Origin of the sequence: Nicoliella spurrieriana (assembly GCF_023380205.1) — a bacterium.
GTDB classification, from domain to species: domain Bacteria; phylum Bacillota; class Bacilli; order Lactobacillales; family Lactobacillaceae; genus Nicoliella; species Nicoliella spurrieriana.
This window is the reverse complement of sequence record NZ_CP093361.1, coordinates 1,613,733-1,630,008: the sequence shown is the minus strand read 5'-3', so window position 1 is coordinate 1,630,008 and position 16,276 is coordinate 1,613,733. Positions and strand designations below refer to the sequence as shown.

Here is a 16,276-nt window from a genome sequence, read left to right as displayed (position 1 = left end):
TTTGGAGTTGGAAACTCACATTTATCAGCCAACTGATGTTAAATCAGCTGCTGAGGATATTAAGCACGGTGAATTAGTGGCATTTCCGACTGAGACCGTTTATGGTCTGGGTGCGGATGCGACTAATGAAACCGCTGTAAAAAAGGTTTATGCGGCAAAGGGCCGGCCAAGCGATAACCCATTGATTGTTCACGTTTCTGGAATTCAGGCGGTTGAAAAATACGCCGAACCACTTTCGGATGCTGCGAAGCAATTGATTCAAACGTTTTGGCCCGGACCTTTAACCATTATCTTTAAATTAAAACCTGGCAGTCTTTCAAAGGCGGTCACTGGTGGATTGACCACTGCTGCATTTAGAAATCCAAAGAATCAAGTTACCATCGATTTGATCAAAGCAGCTGGGGTGCCGCTAGTGGGCCCCTCTGCAAATACTTCTGGGAAGCCTAGTCCGACGACTGCAGAGCATGTTTATCACGATTTAAATGGTAAGATTGCCGGCGTGTTAGATGATGGACCGACTGAGATTGGAGTGGAATCCACCGTATTAGACATGTCGACTGCCGTTCCGGCGGTATTACGGCCTGGTGGCGTTACTGCTGATCAATTACGGAGCGTGCTTGGGACTGTGATTGATGAAAAGCATAGCGTTTCTGGAAATGAGGCCCCCAAAGCACCCGGAATGAAGTATAAGCACTACGCACCGAATGCTCAAGTCTACATCGTCGACCATGATGCTGACTGGCGTAAAGCTAGTCAGTGGGCGGCTGAACAACCTACTAAGGTGGGGGTAATGACCACCGATGCAGTCATGGATAGCGCCAAATGGCCTGCCAATGTGGAGTTGTTCAGCTTGGGTAGTGATGTAAAGTCGGCAAGCCATCTGTTGTTTAAGGGATTACGTCATTTTGACGATGAGCCGGAAGTTCAATTGATTTTAACGGAGGGCTTTAATCCCGATGGATTAGGCGAAGCATATATGAATCGGTTGAATAAATCAGCTGGTCAAATGCATTTTGAGATAAAAAAATAACTGGTTTTAGACGCGTCGTTTCTTGAATATCAAACATTGAGGGGTTTTAATAATGATTAAATACGATTATCGTGCATCAGATCCAGAATTATGGGCAGCAATTGACAATGAATGCGACCGACAACAAGATAATATCGAATTAATCGCTTCTGAAAACATTACTTCAGATGCAGTAATGGCAGCACAGGGAACGGTCCTTACTAATAAATACGCAGAAGGACTTCCTGGAAAGCGTTATTATGGTGGTTGTGAATACATCGATGTCGTTGAACAACTAGCAATCGACCGTGCTAAAAAGCTCTTTGGTGCGGAATTTGCTAATGTGCAACCTCATTCTGGTTCACAAGCTAACCAAGCAGCATATGCAGCATTTTTAAAGCCTGGTGACCGCATTTTAGGGATGGACTTAAATGCTGGTGGTCACTTGAGCCATGGTGCGAAATTCAACTTCTCTGGTAAGGTTTATGATACCTTCACATATGGCTTAGATCCTAATAATGAAGAATTGGATTACGATGCTATTTTGCAGGTTGCAAAGGAAGTTCAACCTAAGATGATCGTTGCTGGGGCTTCTGCTTACAGCCGCACGATTGACTGGACTAAGTTTAGAGAAATTGCCGATGCCGTTGGTGCATACTTAATGGTTGATATGGCCCACATTGCCGGCCTAGTTGCTACTGGGTTACACCCAAGTCCAGTGGGCATTGCCGATGTAGTAACTACGACGACCCATAAGACCCTCCGCGGCCCTCGTGGTGGTTTGATTCTATCTCAAGAAAAGTATGCTAAAAAGATTAACTCAGCTGTCTTCCCTGGAACCCAGGGGGGCCCACTTGAACACGTGATTGCTGCTAAAGCTGAAACCTTCTTCGAAGATTTACAACCAGAATTTAAAACTTACTGTGAACAAATCATAAAGAATGCTAAGGCAATGGCAAAGGTATTCAATGATTCCGATAACGTAAGCGTTGTTTCTGGTGGAACCGATAACCACTTGTTAAACCTTGATTTAAGCAAGACCGATATTTCTGGTCGTGAACTTCAAGAAATGTTAGAATCAGTTATGATTACTACCAATAAAGAAATGATTCCAAATGATAAGCGTAAGCCAACCGAAACCAGTGGGATTAGAATTGGAACACCCGCAATTACGACGCGTGGCTTTAAGGAAGCAGACGCTACCCGGGTTGCTGAATTAATCATGGATGTAATTAATGGCCATGATGATGACCAAGTAATGAAGGATGTCCGTGCTGGAGTTCAAGGATTGACTGACGCTCACCCAATCAAATGGTAAGCTAAAGGAGATTTATATTATAATGGGTAAACTTGAAGTGATGAATCATCCACTGATTCAACATAAATTAACGATTATTAGGAATAAGGACTGTGGCACCCGTGAGTTCCGCGAAGTGGTAAATGAGATTGCACGGCTTTTAGCCTTTGAAGCTGCTCGTGAGCTTCCCGTTGAGGACGTAACGATTGAAACCCCGATGGGAAAGACCACTTCCAAACAACTGGCTGGTAAAAAATTAGCCGTTGTTCCGATCCTAAGGGCCGGTCTCGGCATGGTCGATGGAATGTTGGATTTAATTCCGGCTGCTAAGGTGGGCCACATCGGAATGTTTCGTGATGAAGAGACGTTTGAACCCCATGAATACTTCGTTAAGTTGCCTTCAGACATTGATCAACGGCAAATTTTCATGGTAGATCCAATGCTTGCTACCGGGGGTTCGGCCATTATGGCGATCGATGCGATCAAGAAGCGCGGTGCTAATCCTAAAAACATCAAATTTATTTGTTTAGTGGCCGCTCCAGAGGGAGTTAAGGCTCTTCAAGCTGCCCATCCAGACGTGGACATTATTGCGGCAGCCCTTGATGATCACCTTGAAGATGGGTACATTTTCCCAGGGCTTGGTGATGCAGGGGACCGTTTATTTGGAACGAAATAATTAAAAAGACGCCTATTTGGGTGTCTTTTTAATTTGAATTGATTGTAAAGAAGATTAACAAAAAGCTAGCTTTGTTTTGAAATAATTTTAATTTAGTGGTAATATTTTGAGTGTATTTATTGAGATAAATACAAATTCACTTTTAATTAAATAATCTTAATATACTTATTACATTCAAACTGTATTAGGTGTATCATGGTTGGATAGGTTACATGAAAAGAGGTGAAATTCTTGAATGATAAAATTTCAACTTTCCACCTTGGTGGATTAACATTTAATATCGGTAATATGGTTGCAGCTACCTTTGCTGCGTTAGTCGTATTACTGGTTGTAGTTTGGTTGTCCCGTAATTTGCAAGTTAGACCCACCAGTAAGAAACAAGCAGTATTAGAGTCGATTATCGATTTTTCTAATACGACTACGCGGGGGTCAATGAGCGACAATGATGCTGCTAGCTTTAAACTATATGGATTTGTTTTATTTGTCTTAATTTTTGTATCAAATCAGTTAGGTTTAATGCTTCAAGTAGATGTCAACGGCATCACGTACATTAAAAGTCCGACCGCGGATCCGATGTTCACGATGACGTTAGCATTGTTTACAATTGCGCTATCTCACTACGCAGGTGTTAAGAAGCTTGGGTTCGGGGGTTATTTTAAGAATACGTACTTAGAACCATTTGTATTCTGGCTCCCACTCGCATTATTTGAAGAATTTTCGAATTTCCTAACCTTAGGACTTCGTTTATTCGGGGTTATTTATGCCGGTGAAATTCTGTTGAAACTTGTCGGTGGATTGGCGTTTTCTGATGGAATCGTCACCATGATCGGATTAGCTCCTGTTGAGTTGATCTGGCAGGCATTCTCAATTTTCTTAGGTGCGATCCAAGCCTATGTATTTGTAACCTTAACTTCAGTATATATTAATGGAAAGATATCTGCTGAATAACATTTTAATTTGTATATAAACAAGGAGGACTATAGTTATGGGATTAATCGGAGCTGGTATTGCTTTAGCAGGTGCTGCCATCGGTGGTGGTATCGGTGATGGTATCGTTGCTTCTAAGTTACTAGAAGGAATGGTTCGTCAACCAGAAATGCAAGGTAAGTTATTTACTAACATGTTCATTGGTGTTGGTTTAGTTGAAGCTATGCCTATCTTAGCTGTCGTTGTTGGTTTCATTCTTATGAACAAGTAATTACAAAATTACAAACATTACATTGACGTAAGGAGGTGTCAATAGATGCTTTCACAGTTGGTATTCGGAGCCGAATTAGCTTATGGAACGATGCTTTACTACTTAATCTTGTTCTTAGTCCTAATGTTCTTGATTAAGGTCTTTGCTTGGAAGCCAATCAACAAAATGTTGAACGAGCGGACGAAGCAAATCGTTAGCGATATCGATTCTGCTAAGCAAAAGAACCAAGAAGCTGACAGTTTGGCAAAGCAACGTCAGGCTGAATTAGCTAAGTCACATGATGAGGCAAGTACAATCATTACTAATGCTAAGCAATCCGGACAAAAGCAACAAGAACAAATCGTTGCTGATGCGCAAAATGATGCTCAAACCATTAAGGACAATGCTCACAAGAGTATTGAACAAGAACGTCAGGATGCATTAGCAAATACCAAAAATGATGTGGCAAATTTATCTATTGAAATCGCTTCTAAGATCATTCAAAAAGAATTAAACGCAAACGACCAGAAGGCGCTAATTGATTCTTACATCGAAGGGTTGGGGAAGCAAAATGAGTCTAGATAAAATTACATTTTCAAAACGTTACGCACAAGCGTTATTCGACTTACTAAAGGCTGATAATGAACTAGATTCCGGGTATGCAGATTTACAGTCCATTAAGGCTGTTTTTGACGCTAACCCTAGTTTAGCTTCAGTATTAAGCAACGTTAGTTTCCCAGAAGCTGATAAGGATAAGTTAGTTAAGTCAATGATTGATAGTGCTAGTTCAAAGTACATTCAAAATTTAATTAAGGTCCTAGCAGGAAGCGACAACATGGACAAAATGGTTCCGGTCATCGATGCGTTTCAAGCCATCTACGATGACTATAACCACATTGTCAACGCTGATTTAATCAGCGCGGTCGCACTTGATACTGATCAACAATCTAAATTGAAAGACGCCTTTGCAAAACGCATTGGGGCCGATAAAGTAGTTTTGAACAGCAAGGTCGATCCAAGTATTATTGGTGGTTTAATTATTAAATCATCTGATGTAACTTTTGATGGGAGCGTTAAGTCTAAGCTTAATCGCGTCAAACAACTCCTATTAAAGTAGACGATATCTAATCGAAGAGGTGAAAACTTTTATGAGCATTAAGGCTGAGGAAATTAGTGCTTTAATTAAGCAACAATTAGCCGGATACAAGGACGAGCTCTCAGTTGAAGAAACTGGTGTCGTTACCTACGTTGGTGACGGGATTGCTCGTGCTCACGGCCTAAATAATGCATTATCTGGTGAATTACTTGAATTCTCAGATGGTGTATATGGAATGGTTCAAAACCTCGAAAGCAATGATGTTGGTATCGTTGTTTTAGGAGATTTCGATGGTATTCGTGAAGGCGATACTGTTAAGAGAACCGGCCGGATCATGGAAGTTCCAGTTGGAGATTCATTGGTTGGACGGGTTGTAAATTCACTTGGACAACCAATCGATGGTAAGGGTGACATTAAAAATGATGGAACGTTACCAATCGAACGAAAGGCTCCTGGAATCATGGACCGGCAAAGTGTTGAAGAACCATTACAAACTGGGATTAAGGCCATTGATGCGTTAGTTCCAATTGGTCGGGGTCAACGTGAGTTAATCATCGGTGACCGTAAGACTGGTAAAACTTCAATCGCAATTGATACGATCTTGAACCAAAAGGATCAAGATATGATCTGTATCTACGTTGCAATTGGTCAAAAGGACTCGACTGTCCGGAGTCAAGTTAACACACTTGAAAAATTCGGTGCAATGGACTACACGATCGTAGTTTCCGCTGGTCCATCAGAACCAGCTCCATTGCTTTACATTGCTCCTTATGCTGGGACTGCAATGGGTGAATACTTCATGAACAAGGGTAAGCATGTTTTGATTATCTACGATGATCTTACTAAGCAAGCCAATGCATACCGTGAACTTTCACTTATCTTGCGTCGTCCTCCTGGTCGTGAAGCTTATCCTGGTGATATCTTCTACACCCACTCCCGGTTACTAGAACGGTGTGCTAAGTTAAACGATAAGTTAGGTGGCGGTTCAATTACCGGACTTCCAATCGTTGAAACCCAAGCAGGGGACGTTTCAGCATACATTCCAACCAACGTAATTTCGATTACTGATGGACAAATCTTCTTGAACGCCGATTCATTCTACTCTGGAATTCGTCCAGCCATCGATGCCGGAACTTCTGTTTCCCGGGTTGGTGGGGATGCTCAAATCAAGGCAATGAAGAAGGTTGGTGGGACCCTCCGTTTGGATCTTGCCTCATACCGTGAATTGGAATCATTTGCTCAATTTGGTTCTGACCTTGATGAAGCAACCCAAGCTAAGTTGAATCGTGGTGCTAGAACCGTTGAAGTACTTAAGCAACCACTCCATGATCCAATGCCAGTTGAACAACAAGTGCTTGTTCTTTTCTGTTTAACTCGTGGATTCTTGGATAAGATTGACTTAGGTGATATCCAACGTTACCAAGAAGAAGTAATTTCATTCTTCAAGTCTAACCATCAGGATATCCTTGACAGTATTGTTAAGACTGGTAACTTACCAGATGAAGATAAATTTAGTAGTGCTGTTAAAGAATTTGCTGCTAATTTCCAACCAAGTCAATCACAAGATGACCAAAAACAAACTAACTAGCTTGAAGGGATGGTGAAACAATGTCTTTGAATGATGTTAAACATCGCATTCAATCAACTCAAAAGACCCATCAAATTACCTCTGCAATGGAAATGGTTCAAACTGCAAAGTTGACCCAAATCCAAAAGCATGCGGTTAATTATGAACAATATGTATCACGGGTTAAGGCGGTTGTATTGCATTTAGCTAAGACTCATTTATTAGATAACTTTAATTCCTCAAGCAAGTCCAATTCCAAAGGAAAGACTGCCTATTTAGTGATTACGTCTGATCGTGGAATGGTTGGAAGTTATAATAGTAATGTTATTCGGGGGACGAATGAATTTATTCAAGAACACACCCCTAACAAAGATGATTATCTACTATTAACAGTTGGTGGAAATGGTGCTGATTTTTATAAGAAACGTGGTGCAAACGTTGCTTATGAATATCGTGGTGTTTCTGATATCCCAACTTTTAGAGAAGTTAAAGAAATTGTTGATACGGTAACATCGATGTATAATGATGGTGTCTTTAGCGAACTTTATGTTTGCTACAGTCACTTCGTTAATCGAATGACATCAAACTTTCGGGCTGAAAAAATGTTGCCATTGGATGATGAAACAATTAATACCGGGAAGAGTGGCGATGTGCAAGCATCTGAAATTGGTCCCACTTACGATGTTGAACCAGATGAAGGTTCCGTATTGCGGGTTGTGATTCCGCAATACACCGAAGGCTTGATCTTTGGAGCAATCCTAGATGCAAAGACCTCAGAACATGCTTCTAGTTCAACTGCAATGAGTGCCGCATCCGATAATGCGGAGGATTTAATTGGGAAGTTAGAATTGCAATATAATCGAGCTCGTCAGGCTGCAATTACCACTGAAATTACTGAAATTACAGGTGGTCAGGAAGCCTTGAAGCATTAATATGGGAGGAATTAACGAATAATGAGTACTGGAAAAATTATCCAAGTAATCGGACCAGTTATTGACGTTGAATTCCCTGCGGATGTTAAATTACCTGATATCAATACTGCTCTTAAGGTTAAGAGGGGTAATGATGAAGAAGATTTAGTTACCGAAGTAATGTTGGAATTAGGTAACGGTGTTGTTCGGACCATTGCCATGGACGGAACCGATGGTTTACGTCGTGGGATGGATGTCGAAGATACCGAAGCCCCAATTTCAGTACCGGTTGGTGACGATACTTTAGGTCGGGTCTTTAACGTTCTCGGTGATACAATCGATAACGGCCCTCAATTTGGTCCAGATGCAGAACGCTGGCCAATTCATAGAGACGCTCCAGCATACGACGAACTAAGTACTTCAACCGAAGTGCTTGAAACCGGAATTAAGGTTATTGACCTATTAGCACCATATATTCGTGGTGGTAAGGTTGGACTATTCGGTGGTGCCGGTGTTGGTAAAACTGTTTTAATTCAAGAATTAATCCATAACATTGCTCAAGGACATAACGGAATTTCTGTGTTCACCGGTGTTGGTGAACGGACTCGTGAAGGTAACGATATGTACTTCGAAATGAAGGGTTCCGGTGTTCTTAAGCAAACTGCCATGGTGTATGGACAAATGAACGAGCCGCCTGGTGCCCGGATGCGGGTTGCCTTGACTGGTTTGACCATTGCTGAATACTTCCGTGATGCTAAGGGTTCTGATGTGCTATTGTTCATTGATAACATCTTCAGATTTACCCAAGCCGGAATGGAAGTTTCAGCCCTGTTAGGACGGATTCCATCAGCCGTTGGTTACCAACCAACGTTAGCTACTGAAATGGGTCAATTGCAAGAACGGATTACTTCCACTAAGAAGGGTGCCATCACATCCATCCAAGCGGTTTACGTTCCTGCCGATGATTATACCGACCCTGCTCCAGCAACTACTTTCGCTCACTTGGATGCCACTACTAACTTGACTCGTTCCTTAACTCAACAAGGGATTTATCCAGCCGTGGATCCACTCGCATCTACTTCTTCTGCCCTTGACCCTGCTATTATTGGTCAAAAGCACTATGAAGTTGCTAATGAAGTTCAACAAGTGCTTCAAAGATACCGTGAACTACAAGACATTATCTCAATTTTAGGGATGGATGAATTGTCAGATGAAGAAAAGACGATCGTTAACCGTGCTCGTCGGATTCAATTCTTCTTATCACAAAGCTTTAGTGTTGCTGAACAATTTACTGGACTTCCTGGTAAGTACGTTCCCGTTGAAAAGACCGTTGACAGTTTCAAGGCCATCTTAGATGGTAAGTACGATGACATCCCAGAAGATGCATTTAGAAACTGTGGACCAATTGAAGACGTGGAAGAAAATGCTAAAAAGATGAAGGCAAACGCTAACAACTAAGGGGGGTTCTAATTGGCTGATAATTCAGTATTAACCATTAGTATCGTTACTCCTGATGGAATGGTATATCAAAATGACCAGGCCCACCTCGTGATCGTTAAGACCAAGACCGGTGAACTTGGGATCATGCGTGATCACCTTCCAGTTATCGCTTCCTTAGAAGTCGATGAAGCTAGAGTTAAGTACGATAATGGTAAAGAAGATGAAATTGCCGTTAACGGTGGTTTCGTTGAATTCTCCGATAACGTTTTAACCATTATTGCCGATAGTGCTGAAAAGCAAGGCGATATTGATGTTGAACGTGCTGAACGGGCACGTCAACGGGCTCAACAAAAAATCCAGGCTGCACAAAGTAAGCATGATAACGTGGCAATTACCCGTGGTCAAATTGCTTTACAACGGGCAGTTAACCGGATTCACGTTGCTCGTCATTAATTGATTGAATAAAAGAGATTGTAAAAGTTAATAACTTTTGCAGTCTCTTTTTTTGATATGTTACAATTAAGGAATATGAAAGATATTTATATTAAAATGTGATATAGTATCAAATAAGGAAGGTTGGGATTATAGTGCATTCCGGTTGGATTGTTTCACTAATGACGATGATTTGTCATCTATTTTTCATTTCGATCGCTTTTTGGTGGATTCAAGATCTGCATATTGAGCGTTATCTCCGAATGCACGAACCCCAAGCAAAGGTAATGATCGTGATGTTATCCGTTGTAGTGGGATTCATCTGTAGTTCCTTTTTTATCGATATTATTAATTCGATCTTGGGATTGTCGACCTTTACTAAATTGTTTTAGGGGGTTTGGTTGTTTTGGATAAGATTGTTGTACAGGGTGGCAATCGATTAGTCGGTGAAGTACATATTGAGGGTGCCAAAAATGCAGTTTTGCCCTTATTAGCGGCTTCAATTCTGGCTAGTAAAGATAGAGTAACCCTAGATAACGTACCATTGTTATCAGACGTTTATACGATGAATGAAGTTCTTCGTTTTTTAAATATTAAAATTGATTTTAATAAAGCTAAAAACCAAATTATATTAGATGCTTCTGGAAAGATTTCTTCTGAGGCACCATTTGAATATGTTTCAAAGATGCGGGCATCCATCGTTGTGATGGGGCCACTATTGGCACGGATTGGCCATGCCAAAATTGCGTTGCCTGGTGGGTGTGCAATCGGGTCTAGACCCATTGATTTACACCTGAAGGGGTTTGAAAAATTAGGGGCCACCATCGAACAACATGATGGATACGTAGAAGCCTTTGCTGAAAACGGCTTAGTGGGTAGTGATATCTACTTAGACTTCCCAAGTGTGGGTGCGACCCAAAACATCATGATGGCTGCGACCCTTGCGAAGGGCAAGACTACGATTCGCAACGTAGCCCGGGAACCCGAAATTGTTGACCTCGAAATCCTCTTGAATCTAATGGGGGCTAAGGTTAGCGGTGCAGGGACCGAAACGATCAAGATTGAAGGGGTTCCTGAATTACACGGTGCAATCCATACGGTTGTTCAGGACCGAATTGAAGCGGGAACCTTTATGGTGGCCGCTGCTGCGACCCACGGTGATGTGTTGGTACGAGATGCGATTGCTGAACATAACAAGCCCTTGATTGCTAAAATGCGTGAAATGGGTGTTAAGGTAATTGAACGCGACTCAGGCATCGAAGTAATTGGCCCCGATCAATTAAAGCCCACTGATGTTAAGACCTTGCCATATCCAGGTTTTCCGACTGATATGCAACCCCAAATGACCATCTTACAACTACTGGCGAACGGGACGAGTACGATGACCGAAACGGTGTTTGAAAATCGGTTTATGCACTTGGAAGAGTTATGTCGGATGAATGCCCACTTTACGATTAATGGGCGGACCGTAGTAATGCAGGGTCCGACTGACTTTAACGGCGCTGAAGTTGCTGCGACCGATTTAAGAGCGGGAGCTGCATTAGTGATCGCAGGGTTAGTTGCTAAGGGCATTACCACCATTGGTCATTTACAGTATTTAGACCGTGGTTACTATGATTTCCATGAAAAATTGGCTGCATTAGGAGCGCAAATTAACCGGATTCATACCAGTGAGGATGGTAAAATCGTTCTTAAACAAAATACGAAGGAATTCAAGTAAATTTTTATTCTTAAAGGAGTTCTTTAGAACTCCTTTTTTTATGGGTAACAATTTAAAATTATGATATAATTAATTAGTTGCATTAAAAGTTTTTTTCAGGAGGAAATTGCAAGATGGCAAAAGACATCGGCATTGATTTAGGAACTGCTAACGTACTAATTTACGTCGTTGGTAAGGGAATTGTGCTAAATGAACCCGCAGTAGTTGCTGTGGATGTAAAAACAGAAAAAGTATTATCAGTAGGAAGCGAAGCATATCGGATGGTGGGCCGGACACCCAGTAACATTCGCGCCATTCGGCCACTAAAGGACGGGGTCATTTCTGACTTCGACGTGACTGAAAAGATGCTTTCTTACTTTATTGATAAGTTGAACGTCAAAGGGGTAATGTCCAAACCCAAGATTATGATCTGTGCGCCGACTAACATTACTAATATTGAACGGAAGGCCATTATTCAAGCTGCTGAAAAGTCCGGTGGTGGCAAGGTTTATCTTGAAGAAGAACCTAAGGTGGCCGCAATCGGTGCCGGAATGGATATTTTCCAACCATTTGGAAACATGGTAATTGATATGGGTGGTGGAACTAGTGATATCGCAGTGATCTCACTCGGTGACATCGTTGCTAGTAATTCCATTCGGGTTGCTGGAGACAAGATGAATAATATGATCGCGGCTTACATTAAAAACAAGCATGGGTTAATTATCGGTGATCATACTTCAGAAAAAATTAAGATCGAAATTGGAACGGCGGTTAAGGACGAGCCAGACCAGGTCAAGACTAAGGAAGTCCGGGGTCGTGATTCACTCACTGGAATGCCACGTTCGATTACCGTTGACAGTAATGAAATTTGTGATGCACTTGAAGATGCGGTTGAAACCATTGTGCGCGGAGCAAAGGAAGTCTTAGAAGTGATTCCACCAGAATTAGCTTCTGACATCGTTGACCGTGGAGTAATGCTTACTGGTGGTGGGGCACTGCTTAATAAGATCGACCAACGCATTTCTGATGAATTAACGGTTCCCGTTATGATCTCTGAAAATCCATTGGATAACGTTGCTCGTGGTGCCGGTGCATTACTGGAACATATTGATAAAACTGATAATAAATAATTTGATTAAGGAGTAGGTGATTGGTTGCGCTGGTTATTAATTCAGTTCGTCCGGGGATACCAGCGGGCGATTTCTCCATTGTTACCGCCTAGTTGTCGTTATTCACCCACATGCTCTGCATATACGATTACCGCAATTAAGGAACACGGAGCCCTCAAGGGTGCCATCATGGGGATTGCTAGAATTATTCGCTGCAATCCACTGGTTAAGGGTGGCTATGATCCGGTTCCCAATCATTTTACAATTTTTAGGAATAAACGCGCGCGCGATGAATACCGCCGTTCAATGAATCTAAAGTAGTCGCTCTATGATCCGACTACTTTTCTTTTAGGAGGAAAAAATGAGTAAAAAGAAACAAAATATTGACGTTAATTTAGATGAAAAAAAGAATTCAAAGGGTGAAGTGGTTCAAACCCTTAAGATTGGATCAGAACTAATTGGTGAGATTACGACCAAGGAATCTGGGATGGTTGCTGATTATCGTCACAAGAAAACATTTCCAGTGAAAACAGTCGATGAAGGGATTCAAATGTTAATTAGTGAGTACAATTTGCACCACTAATCATTAACTGATGAGGAGGTTTTTTCATTGGATCGAACTAATGTTAATGAGCGTAGTAAGAACGATAAGGACAATCGAATTGATTGGGGAATTATCTTTAGCGTGATGCTATTAGCTGTAATTGGGATTGCTTCCATTTACGTCGCAGTATCACATGATACTAATTCCGCAAGCGTAGTTAGTAAATTGATTCCACAAATTTTATGGTATGTAATTGGTGCCGTTGCCGTGGTAATTATTATGCAATTTGACTCGGAACAGCTTTGGCGATTAGCGCCACTGGCGTATTGGTTCGGGATTGCATTGTTAGTCTTAGTGCTCTTCTTTTATAGTCGTGCGTATGCGGTTCAGACTGGGGCAAAGAACTGGTTTGCAATCGGACCGTTTACCTTTCAACCGTCAGAAGTAATGAAGCCAGCGTATATTTTAATGCTGGCAAAGGTGACCGTTGAACATAATGATAAGTATGTTCATACCCCGAAAAATGATTTACTGCTACTCTGGCGGATGATTTTATGGACACTGCCAATCGTGGTTCTAATGAAGTTACAAAATGACTTTGGGACCATTTTAGTGTTCGTTGCCATTTTTGTTGGGTTTATGGTGGTTTCCGAAATGAGTTGGAAGGTCCTCGGCCCCATCTTCGGGGCTGGGGCATTGGTCGGGGCAGTCACCCTGTGGTTAGTGACCTCCACGCCCGGCCGAAATATTTTGACGCACTTAGGGTTTCAGCTCTACCAGTTTCAACGGATCGATAGTTGGTTGAATCCATCTGCTGACACCACGAATCAGGGATACCAACTGTGGCAAAGTATTAAGGCGGTCGGTTCCGGTGGGATTACTGGAACTGGGTTTAACGTTTCTAAGGTTTACGTGCCGGTCCGTGAATCCGATATGATTTTCTCCGTAATCGGCGAAAACTTTGGTTTTATCGGGGGTTGTATTTTAATTTTTATTTACTTCCTTTTGATTTATCAAATGATTCGGGTCACTTTTGACACTCGTAACGTTTTTTATGCCTATATCTCGACCGGGGTCATCATGATGATTTTATTCCACGTGTTTGAAAACATTGGGATGAGCATTGGATTACTACCACTGACTGGGATTCCACTTCCGTTTATCAGTCAGGGGGGCTCTTCTTTGATTGGAAATATGATGGGAATTGGATTGATCATGTCGATGCAATATCATAACCGGAGCTACATGTTTAGCCGGCGGCCGAAGAACTTCTCCTAGGCGAGTTGACATTAATTTAATTAATTTGTATACTAAGTATTAATCGCATGAAGATGAGTAAATGATTAGTGGACTACCAGAAAGCTTTCGGTTGATGGAAGAAAGTGCTACGGTCATTGAAGATGGTCTTTATGAATCGGCTGATTGGTGAGTCGTTTGATAAGCCAATGATGGGTGACGACCATTATCTCGTTAAGTAAAATTACTTGTTAAGCCCATCATTTTGAGATGGTGGGGAATAAAAGGTGGTACCACGAAAACTCTTCGTCCTTTCTTGGATGGGGAGTTTTTTATTTAGGAGGAATGAATTTGATTCGATTTAAGGATGTATCAAAGGTTTTTCAGCTGAAGGATAGCCAACTAAAGGCAGTTAATAACGTTAATTTAACGATTGATGATGGCGATATCTTTGGGATTATCGGTTATTCTGGTGCTGGGAAGAGTACGTTAGTTAGAATGTTGAACGGGTTGGAAACCCCCACGAGTGGCTCTGTTGAAATTAACGGTCATGACATTGCTAAATTGCATGGGAAAGAACTGCGGGACCAACAAAAACAAATTGGGATGATCTTCCAACACTTTAATTTGTTATGGTCACGAACCATCATTGAGAATTTGATGTTGCCATTAGAACTGGCCCGGATTGACAAATCCACCCGGGTGGCAAAGGCCAAGAAGCTAATTGAATTGGTCGGGCTAAAGGGCCGTGAAAATGACTATCCATCAGAACTTTCCGGTGGACAAAAGCAACGGGTCGGCATTGCCCGGGCGTTAGCTAATGATCCCAAACTATTAATTTCTGATGAAGCAACGAGTGCTTTGGATCCCCAAACGACTGATGAAATTTTAGACCTATTGGTTAAAATTAATCATGACCTGGGTATTTCAATCGTTTTAATTACCCATGAAATGCATGCCATCCGAAAAGTGGCGCGCAACATTGCGGTCATGCAAGATGGGAGCGTAGTGGAAAAGGGCAGTGTTAGTGATATCTTTAACCATCCTAAACAACCAATTACTAAGCGCTTCGTAAGTGAAAACGATGCACCAAATACTAAGGACACCACGATGGCACTGGATGAATTAGTGAACCGCTATCCAAATGGATCCATTATTAAATTAACGTTCAATGGTAAACGCTCCCAATCGCCAGTGGTCTCCCAGGTAGCTAAGCAACGGCCAGACTTGGAAATCAACATCATTGAAGGGGCACTACACCCGACCCAAGCCGGGACGATTGGGACTTTGGTCATTCAGTTACTGGGTGACCCGGCAGAACAAAAGAAAGCGCTCGAAGACTTTCAGACACTAAAAGTAGAAACGGAGGTACTAAGCCGTGGATAATCAAGGTTTAAGTTCGTATTTTCAATTTAAAAACGTAAATTGGCCGAATATGTGGTCAGCCACCTGGGAAACAGTTTGGATGACGTTGGTCTCAATGATTTTAGTCGCTGTGATTGGAATTGCCCTGGGGTTAATTTTATTTGAAACGCGCGATAAGAAGGGATTTTGGTACCGGGTATTAAATTTCGTCGTTTCAGTATTGGTTAACATCTTCAGATCGATTCCATACATTATTTTAATCGTATTGTTACTTCCGATTACCAAGAACATCGTGGGGACCATCATTGGACCTACCGCAGCGATCCCATCATTGGTCATTTCCGCTGCACCATTTTATGCGCGGATGGTGGAATCCAATTTCCGCGAAATTGACAACGGAGTGATCGAAGCGGTCCGGTCAATGGGAGCGACTAACTGGGAAATCATCTGGAAGGTCTTGATTCCAGAAAGTACGCCCGCATTGATTGCCGGTGCGACTGTGACCACGATTTCGTTAATCTCATACACCGCCATGGCCGGTGCGATTGGTGCCGGTGGGCTTGGAAACTTAGCCTATTTGGATGGATTCCAATCAAATAACAATAGTATTACGTTAGTGGCTACCGTAATCATTTTGATTTTTGTGTTCATTGCTCAATTTTTGGGTGACACATTCGTTAAAAGAACCGATAAACGTGGACTATAATTAGGGAGGGAT

Annotated in this window: 19 protein-coding genes; all 19 read left to right on the top strand. The window is 41.9% G+C overall.

What is annotated here, in order from left to right; all coding sequences use genetic code 11:
• Positions 1–7 precede the first annotated feature (7 nt).
• Complete coding sequence (locus tag MOO44_RS08275) at positions 8–1,030, top strand: L-threonylcarbamoyladenylate synthase (protein ID WP_260116645.1); 1,023 nt, start codon at positions 8–10, stop codon at positions 1,028–1,030.
• Between the two features lie 52 nt (positions 1,031–1,082).
• A complete protein-coding gene (gene glyA, locus MOO44_RS08270) occupies positions 1,083–2,327 on the top strand; it encodes a serine hydroxymethyltransferase (protein ID WP_260116644.1) in 1,245 nt (414 codons plus the stop codon).
• Positions 2,328–2,349: 22 nt separating this feature from the next.
• Entirely contained in the window at positions 2,350–2,982 is a 633-nt protein-coding gene (gene upp, locus MOO44_RS08265) for a uracil phosphoribosyltransferase (RefSeq protein ID WP_260116643.1), read from the top strand.
• 231 nt (positions 2,983–3,213) lie between these two features.
• A complete protein-coding gene (gene atpB / locus MOO44_RS08260; RefSeq protein WP_260116642.1) occupies positions 3,214–3,930 on the top strand; it encodes a F0F1 ATP synthase subunit A in 717 nt (238 codons plus the stop codon).
• Positions 3,931–3,967: 37 nt separating this feature from the next.
• Positions 3,968–4,180, top strand: coding sequence for a F0F1 ATP synthase subunit C (gene atpE, locus MOO44_RS08255; protein ID WP_219282633.1), 213 nt, complete (start codon positions 3,968–3,970; stop codon positions 4,178–4,180).
• 45 nt (positions 4,181–4,225) lie between these two features.
• Positions 4,226–4,744, top strand: a complete 519-nt coding sequence (gene atpF, locus MOO44_RS08250; RefSeq protein ID WP_260116641.1) for a F0F1 ATP synthase subunit B — start codon at positions 4,226–4,228, stop codon at positions 4,742–4,744.
• Positions 4,731–5,276: an ATP synthase F1 subunit delta gene (gene atpH / locus MOO44_RS08245; protein WP_260116640.1), complete on the top strand. Its 546-nt coding sequence runs from the start codon at positions 4,731–4,733 to the stop codon at positions 5,274–5,276. The genes atpF and atpH overlap by 14 nt, the downstream gene beginning before the upstream one ends.
• Positions 5,277–5,307: 31 nt before the next feature.
• Positions 5,308–6,843: a F0F1 ATP synthase subunit alpha gene (gene atpA, locus MOO44_RS08240; RefSeq protein WP_260116639.1), complete on the top strand. Its 1,536-nt coding sequence runs from the start codon at positions 5,308–5,310 to the stop codon at positions 6,841–6,843.
• Positions 6,844–6,863: 20 nt separating this feature from the next.
• A complete protein-coding gene (locus tag MOO44_RS08235) occupies positions 6,864–7,754 on the top strand; it encodes a F0F1 ATP synthase subunit gamma (protein WP_260116638.1) in 891 nt (296 codons plus the stop codon).
• A gap of 21 nt (positions 7,755–7,775) precedes the next feature.
• On the top strand, positions 7,776–9,191 hold the full coding sequence (atpD, locus tag MOO44_RS08230) for a F0F1 ATP synthase subunit beta (RefSeq protein WP_260116637.1): 1,416 nt from the start codon (positions 7,776–7,778) through the stop codon (positions 9,189–9,191).
• A 12-nt stretch (positions 9,192–9,203) separates the two neighbouring features.
• Positions 9,204–9,626, top strand: a complete 423-nt coding sequence (locus tag MOO44_RS08225; protein WP_260116636.1) for a F0F1 ATP synthase subunit epsilon — start codon at positions 9,204–9,206, stop codon at positions 9,624–9,626.
• 161 nt (positions 9,627–9,787) lie between these two features.
• The gene (locus MOO44_RS08220; RefSeq protein WP_341482922.1) at positions 9,788–9,997 is read left to right on the top strand and encodes a DUF1146 family protein; all 210 of its coding nucleotides are present in this window, start codon (positions 9,788–9,790) and stop codon (positions 9,995–9,997) included.
• Between the two features lie 14 nt (positions 9,998–10,011).
• Positions 10,012–11,325 carry a UDP-N-acetylglucosamine 1-carboxyvinyltransferase gene (murA, locus tag MOO44_RS08215; protein WP_260116635.1) on the top strand — a complete coding sequence of 438 codons (1,314 nt, stop codon included), beginning with the start codon at positions 10,012–10,014 and terminating at the stop codon, positions 11,323–11,325.
• A gap of 113 nt (positions 11,326–11,438) precedes the next feature.
• On the top strand, positions 11,439–12,434 hold the full coding sequence (gene mreB / locus MOO44_RS08210) for a rod shape-determining protein (RefSeq protein ID WP_260116634.1): 996 nt from the start codon (positions 11,439–11,441) through the stop codon (positions 12,432–12,434).
• A 24-nt stretch (positions 12,435–12,458) separates the two neighbouring features.
• Complete coding sequence (gene yidD / locus MOO44_RS08205) at positions 12,459–12,734, top strand: membrane protein insertion efficiency factor YidD (protein WP_260116633.1); 276 nt, start codon at positions 12,459–12,461, stop codon at positions 12,732–12,734.
• A gap of 40 nt (positions 12,735–12,774) precedes the next feature.
• The gene (locus MOO44_RS08200) at positions 12,775–12,996 is read left to right on the top strand and encodes a DUF2969 domain-containing protein (protein WP_260116632.1); all 222 of its coding nucleotides are present in this window, start codon (positions 12,775–12,777) and stop codon (positions 12,994–12,996) included.
• A gap of 105 nt (positions 12,997–13,101) precedes the next feature.
• On the top strand, positions 13,102–14,235 hold the full coding sequence (locus MOO44_RS08195; protein ID WP_260117336.1) for an FtsW/RodA/SpoVE family cell cycle protein: 1,134 nt from the start codon (positions 13,102–13,104) through the stop codon (positions 14,233–14,235).
• Between the two features lie 309 nt (positions 14,236–14,544).
• Positions 14,545–15,579 carry a methionine ABC transporter ATP-binding protein gene (locus MOO44_RS08190; protein ID WP_260116631.1) on the top strand — a complete coding sequence of 345 codons (1,035 nt, stop codon included), beginning with the start codon at positions 14,545–14,547 and terminating at the stop codon, positions 15,577–15,579.
• A complete protein-coding gene (locus MOO44_RS08185) occupies positions 15,572–16,264 on the top strand; it encodes a methionine ABC transporter permease (RefSeq protein WP_279306812.1) in 693 nt (230 codons plus the stop codon). The genes MOO44_RS08190 and MOO44_RS08185 overlap by 8 nt, the downstream gene beginning before the upstream one ends.
• The last annotated feature ends 12 nt before the right edge of the window (positions 16,265–16,276 follow it).